This is a genomic window from Lentihominibacter sp. (genome assembly GCF_046951855.1).
In the GTDB taxonomy this organism is placed as follows: Bacteria; Bacillota; Clostridia; order Peptostreptococcales; family Anaerovoracaceae; genus Lentihominibacter; species Lentihominibacter hominis.
This window is the reverse complement of record NZ_JBKTXS010000055.1, coordinates 1-6503: the sequence shown is the minus strand read 5'-3', so window position 1 is coordinate 6503 and position 6503 is coordinate 1. Positions and strand designations below refer to the sequence as shown.

Below are 6503 nucleotides of genomic sequence, written 5' to 3'. Positions count from 1 at the left end.
CTTCCTATATGCGAAAAAAGCGGATGGATACAGCAGCAGAGATGCTGTCAGAAACCAGACGACCTATCTCCGAAATATCCATACAAGTCGGATACTCCAATCAGGGAAAGTTTGCTTCTGTTTTTAAAAAGCAATTCGGTTTCTCTCCGCTTGAATACAGAAGAATAAGATACCTTGAAAAAAATGATATGTCCCCGGAAAAGATCTGAATTATCTTCCGGGGACGGTAAATAAAACTGCAGATCACAGTTTCCAGCCTACAGCCATTTCTCTGGCATTGACAAATCTCTTATAAATTCCATCCTGTTTCATAAGTTCTTCATGTCTCCCTTTCTGGACTATCTTCCCGCTATCCACTACCAGTATCTGGTCTGCGTGCCGTACTGTTTTAAGACGGTGAGCAATCATTATTATGGTCTTGTTTTCCATAAGAGCTTTAATAGCCTCTGTAAGCTCTTTTTCATTTTCGGGGTCCACATTAGCTGTAGCCTCATCTAAGATTATTACAGGTGAATCCTTCATGATAGCTCTTGCAATGGAGATTCTCTGCTTTTCCCCGCCGGAAAGAGACTCGCCTCCCTCTCCTATCACAGTATCATATCCATCAGGTAATCTGCTTATAAAATCATGACAACAAGCTTTTTTAGCAGCGTCCATTACTTCATCTATTGAAGCGCTTTCTCTTCCGAATCTTATGTTATTGGCTATAGTATCAGCGAAAAGATACACATTCTGAAATACAAAGCTGAAATTTTCCATCAGACTATCCATACTATATTCTCTGACATCTACGCCTCCCAGCTTTACAGAACCCTGATCCACGTCCCAAAATCTTGAAATAAGATTGCATAATGTAGTCTTGCCTCCACCTGAAGGACCTACTATAGCTGTTGTAGTATTTTCAGGTATATGTACACTCACATTATCTATTATTTTCTTTGTACCATACGAAAATGAAATATTCTCCACATCTATATTGTGATTTTCCGGCGTTATTTTTCTCCCATCTATATCCATAGTATCAAGATTAAGAATATCCTGAGCTTTATCGACAGACACACTTACAGTATGGAGAAGAGCATTATAACTGCCCGCCTGTTCAAGACTGGTATACAAAATAAAGGAGCAAATGATCATTCCTATGCAGACCATGAGTTCCATAGTGCCATGGAGATAAAACACCAGTGAACATAAAGTCATCACCGCTCCCGTAACCTTAGTAATACTGTTCTGAAGAGTCATATACGGTATAAATGTAAATTCCATCTTTGTATTGATATCTGCATTATCCTCTATAATCCTATTCAGCTTCCTTGTCCTTTCACCTGTCATATTATAAGATTTAACTTCAGAAATACCTTGCAGATACTCCATAGTCTGACTCACCACTTGGGTATCTGATTCAACTTTCTGTCTGGAAAGGGTCTTTCCTGCGTTCTGCATACGATTGTTCATCAATAAAAACAACGCTGTTCCTATGATGCCGATAAGACCTATCCTGTAATCGAAGAGCAAGAGCATCAGCAGGATTATTGCTGTATTCAAAAGGCCCTGCGTTGTAAGCATAACTACTCTTGTAGCTACATTTCCCAATGTTTCCATAGTGTTGGTAGTCACCGATGTTATTTCTCCCAGACTGTTTTTATTAAAATATCCCATAGGAAGATAACGTAAATGTCTGGCTATTTCTATACGTTTAAAAGCTGCTGTATCATAACCTCCTTCTGTCTGCAGCATAGTGGATTTCATTTTGCTTATAAAAGAAACTGCAAAAGATACTGCCATTACCCCTACGGCTCCCCACAAAATTACAGGATCTGCTCCTCCTGAAGTGATGAAACCGAGAACAATCATTATAGCGGGGATTTTCATAGCCTCGCCTATAGCCTGTACCGCCCCCAAAGCAATGGAAATCCTGAATTTTCTTTTATTAATCTTCCCGCAGAAATCAAAGAATTTTTTAAGTATCTTAAACATTTTCCCTTTCCTCCTTCACTGTATCTTTAGCAGATATGTGAGCCTCCCACATATGTTTATATATACCGCCCATTGAAAGCAAACTCTTATGGTCACCTTCTTCAGCAACTCTCCCTTCAGAAATAACGAATATATGATCTGCATCAGATATGGTAGACAATCTATGAGCGATGACTATCAGAGTCTTTCCCGAAACCAGCTTTGCCACAGAAGTCTGGATCACCGACTCGTTCTCAGGATCAGTATAAGCTGTAGCCTCGTCAAGGATAACTATAGGTGCATCCTTAAGCATAGCTCTTGCTATAGAGATTCTCTGCCGTTCACCTCCCGACAAGTGCCCTCCTGCTCCTCCTACAACTGTATCGAAACCATTTTCCAATTTCATTATGAAATCATAACATCCGCTTTTTTTTGCGACATCTTCCACCTCACGGTCAGTAGCATCTGCTCTCCCCTGCCTGATATTCTCCCTCACGGTTTCATTAAAAAGATAATTATCCTGAGATACATAAGCGATCATCTGATTATACTGAGACAGTGCCATCCTTCTTATATCCACTCCACCTATCTGTATACTTCCTCCTGTAACATCCCATAAAGATGCAATAAGTTTGGCTATAGTAGATTTACCGCTTCCTGATGGTCCTACCAAAGCATTAACACTTCCTTGCTTCATTTCCATATTGATTCCATGGAGAACCTCCGTATCATGGTAAGCAAATGTCACATTTTTTAACGAAACAGAAGCATTTGCAGGCTTTGATTCAGATATTTCCGGTCGATCAAGTTCTTCATGTGTCAAAATACCAGTGACCTCTCCTAAAATAGTACTTATAGTCCCCAAATCATCAGTAAATCCCATCATATTCAATATAGGACCCACGATTCCTAAAGATAAAATGATACACATCACAAAATCCGATACAGCAAGAGAGCCACTGCTGACAAATACAGCTCCAAAAGGCAGAACTGTCAGCAGCGTATATGGAGCTAAAATAAAAGCCAGACTGTGATATACATTGCACTTTTTCATCCAGAATATGAAAGCATCGGCACCTCGCCTTGCCGCCACCATAAACTTTTCGTAAGAACCATCAACTTTACCGAAAGCTTTTATAACTTCAATTCCATTGATATATTCCACAGCGGCAGCATTCAGCTCTCTTGTCCTTGCTACAGCATTACTAAAATTCTCCTCATATCCTATAAACATTCCTCCTGTAGCAGCAAGACCAAGTATAATAGGTATAAATGAAAAGAGAGCTATTCTCCAATCAATGGCAAACAGATAAATTATAACAGCTATAGGAACGAGCATATTACTGGTAAATTCAGGAATAATATGTGCCAATGTCGTTTCCATACTGTCCACACGTTCCACAATTATATTTTTAAAGGTCCCTGACGATGTGTCTTTAACATATCCAAGCGGAACTCTTGCAAGTTTATCAAGGCATTGCTTGCGTATTTCTGCAAGAACAGCAAACGTTGCCTTATGTGAACAGCTAGTTGAAATACTGCGAAAAATTTCAGATAATACAAAAGAAACAGCTATAAATACTACCTGTATGATATAAAATTCTATATCTCTTTCTCCTAACAATAATTTTGCTATGACATTTCCTATAATAAAATACGGAAATATCTTAAAAGCCACGTTTAAAACAGCCAACGCCACACTTATTATGTAAAAACTTTTACGCCTTCCGGCCCATTCCAATATCCACTGTACAGCAGATTTTTCTTTTTGCTTCTGCATTTTTTCAAACCTCCTTTATATTTAGTTAGCTTTTTCTAACCAACCGTTATTATTTTACCGCGTCTGCTCTGACAAACGCGGATATTTTAAAACTTTATTCCCATAAGATTCTCCCAGCCTGCTGTATAAAAATCTTTAAGTTTCTTAACCTTTTTTATAGCCTCGGTCTCTTCCATATCGTGAACTACTATTTCAAATATTCCTGAAAACATACCGCTTGCGAGCATATGATTAAGCTCAGGATCTATATCAGGCACATCTATTCCATTTTCCTTCATCAGAACTATAAAGCGATCTGTAGCCGCCACCTCTTTTTCCACAAGGTTATGAATAAAACACGCAAAAGGAGTTCCCTCAGACTTGCATATTAGCAGTTTAAAATTATCATAGTGTGCATATATATATGCCAGCATTTCACTTATCGCTCCCTGAGAAGTATCTTTCATATTCTCAGGCTGCTCTGATGCAGGCAATGCTTCAAAATTTTTCAGCACGTTATCATAAATACTGTAAATATAATCCGCATGTTCCTCTACCAGATCAGCAAACAACGCCTCTTTATTAGGATAATACTTATAAAAAGCTCCTGTGGTAAGGCCGGCGTTTCTTACAATTTTCCTGAGAGACGCACAGTTAAAACCTTTATCCATAAACTCTTTTATAGCAGCCTGCTCTATTAAACTTTTAGTATTATTCAAAACATCACCAGACTTTATAAAACATCATAATTTCTTAAATCAAGATAACAGTGTTATATAACACTGTTATCTTACACCTGTAATGAAGATATGTCAAGAATAATCTGGGCATATTTTTCTTTAATGAATATTATCCTTCAGCGAACAAATACTATTCTCATAAAGTGTGTATTAATACGAAAGGATGTTATATTATGTTTAAACATGAAAAACAATTATTTCACCCTGTTGCCGTAGAAGGTCCTAACCCTCACTACGCTGCTCTGCTTCAGGAACAGCTGGGAGGTGGCAACGGAGAACTCAAAGCAGCCATGCAGTACATGTCACAGAGCTTCCGTATCAAAGATCAGGAAATAAAAGATCTTTTCCTTGATATTGCTGCAGAAGAGCTGGGTCATATGGAAATGGTGGCAGAAACCATAAACCTGCTCAACGGTCATGATGTAGATGCAGCAGCAGTTGGTTCTGGAGAGATACAAAGTCATGTGATCCTGGGGTTAAATCCCGGTCTTATCAACGCTTCAGGTTACTCATGGACAAGTGATTACGTAACAGTAACAGGAGATCTGTGCGCTGATCTTCTCTCCAATATAGCTTCCGAACAAAGAGCTAAAGTCGTATATGAATATCTATACCGCCAGATAGATGATAAAAAGGTAAAAGAGACTATCGACTTTCTCCTTAACAGAGAAGAAGCTCATAACGCTCTGTTCAGAGAAGCTTTTAATAAAGTTCAGGACACAGGATCAAACCATGATTTTGGTGTGACAGAAGATTCAAGAATGTATTTTGACCTTTCCACACCGTCGCCTGCCGGCGCCTTTGGAGATACTCAGGCAAATCCGCCGGGATTTACCCCTCCAAATAATTAAACCATTAAAAACTCAGCTGTACAATCGATGCAAACATCGGAAAAGCTGAGTTTTTTATTTATTGAAATTATTTTTCTGGATCCAAAACTGCATCAGCCTGAGGAGAAACCATGTTCAATATATCTCTATTATTTTTATTATACCATACATCCGTGTTTCATACCGAAACTTCTGCGCTGCTTCCTCCGCTCTTGCTCTTTCTTATGATTATTTGTTTATCTATTTTTTCTTTCAGTTCAGGTACATGGGAGATTATTCCTACAAGCCTATTGCCGTTGGCAAGATCAGAAAGTGATCTTATAGCTTGCTGCAGTGATTCTTCATCGAGTGATCCAAAACCTTCATCTATAAACATGGTATCAAGTCGTATTCCTCCGGCTGATGCCTGTATTTCATCGGAAAGTCCCAGCGCCAGAGAAAGTGACGCCTTAAAGGATTCTCCGCCTGAAAGTGTTCGTACGCTTCGCTCGGTTCCGTTATAGTGGTCCACAACATCTAAATCAAGTCCGCTCTGGCTTCTGTTATTGCCTGCCAAACGACTGCGCTTCAGCTCATACTGTCCGCCTGACATTACCATGAAGCGGATATTTGCCCGGGCAATGATGCGATCAAAGTATGCCATCTGCACATACGTTTCCAGCATTATTTTTTCTTTGCCTGTAATATTACCGTTTGCCGTATCTGAAAGAGCTTTGATCCAGCCCCATCTCTTATCGATATCTGTTAGCTCAGCTGCTTTTTCCGATATGTTTTCAAGAGCCCTTCTGTTATTATCAAGCCTTATATTCACTGCCGTGACTTTGGGTTCAAGTGACTCACGCAAATCGTAAAGCTGCTGCTTTTTCTTCTTTTCCCTATCAACATCCAGTATTTCTTTATTTTCTAAAAACTTACAGCTTTCTTCTATTTTAGCCTTTAGAGCGGCAATATTTTTATCGCACTCAGCATAACTTTTTCTTGCCTGTTTTTCACGATCTTCTATATTTTTCTTCTCTGCTTCAAATTCTGATGCTGCCTTTTCTGCCTCGGCTCTGCTTTCATACTGCAAATTGTTTCGCAAATCCTCAACATACTTTTTCAGCGCTTCTGCTTCAGCCTTATGCTTTACTGATGCCGCCTCTGTCTGCCTTACCTCTTCTTCAAGAGACTTCATTGTTTGACGCTTTATGGGAAGCAAGCCTTCTATCTCCTGTTTTC

6 protein-coding genes are annotated in these 6503 nt (G+C 39.2%); 2 read left to right on the top strand and 4 right to left on the bottom strand.

Annotation, left to right across the window (positions count from 1 at the left end; translation table 11 throughout):
• Positions 1-209, top strand: a 209-nt coding sequence (locus tag ACLR96_RS09895; RefSeq protein WP_412265821.1) for a helix-turn-helix domain-containing protein, incomplete at its 5' end; no start/stop codon positions are given.
• A gap of 34 nt (positions 210-243) precedes the next feature.
• Here the strand turns inward: ACLR96_RS09895 and ACLR96_RS09890 are convergent.
• The 3 genes from ACLR96_RS09890 to ACLR96_RS09880 form a co-directional block, all read right to left on the bottom strand.
• Positions 244-1977 (bottom strand): ATP-binding cassette domain-containing protein, encoded by a 1734-nt coding sequence (locus ACLR96_RS09890; RefSeq protein ID WP_177269799.1) that lies wholly within the window; start codon positions 1975-1977, stop codon positions 244-246.
• On the bottom strand, positions 1970-3736 hold the full coding sequence (locus tag ACLR96_RS09885; protein ID WP_177269801.1) for an ATP-binding cassette domain-containing protein: 1767 nt from the start codon (positions 3734-3736) through the stop codon (positions 1970-1972). Before ACLR96_RS09885 ends, ACLR96_RS09890 begins: the two co-directional genes overlap by 8 nt.
• An 86-nt stretch (positions 3737-3822) precedes the next feature.
• Positions 3823-4434 (bottom strand): TetR/AcrR family transcriptional regulator, encoded by a 612-nt coding sequence (locus ACLR96_RS09880; RefSeq protein ID WP_243206959.1) that lies wholly within the window; start codon positions 4432-4434, stop codon positions 3823-3825.
• Between the two features lie 194 nt (positions 4435-4628).
• On the opposite strand from ACLR96_RS09880, the gene ACLR96_RS09875 reads away from it, so the two are divergent.
• The gene (locus tag ACLR96_RS09875) at positions 4629-5306 is read left to right on the top strand and encodes a manganese catalase family protein (RefSeq protein WP_177269802.1); all 678 of its coding nucleotides are present in this window, start codon (positions 4629-4631) and stop codon (positions 5304-5306) included.
• A gap of 157 nt (positions 5307-5463) precedes the next feature.
• Here the strand turns inward: ACLR96_RS09875 and ACLR96_RS09870 are convergent.
• Positions 5464-6503 (bottom strand): SbcC/MukB-like Walker B domain-containing protein (locus ACLR96_RS09870; protein WP_412265817.1); only part of this gene is annotated, 1040 nt, incomplete at its 5' end.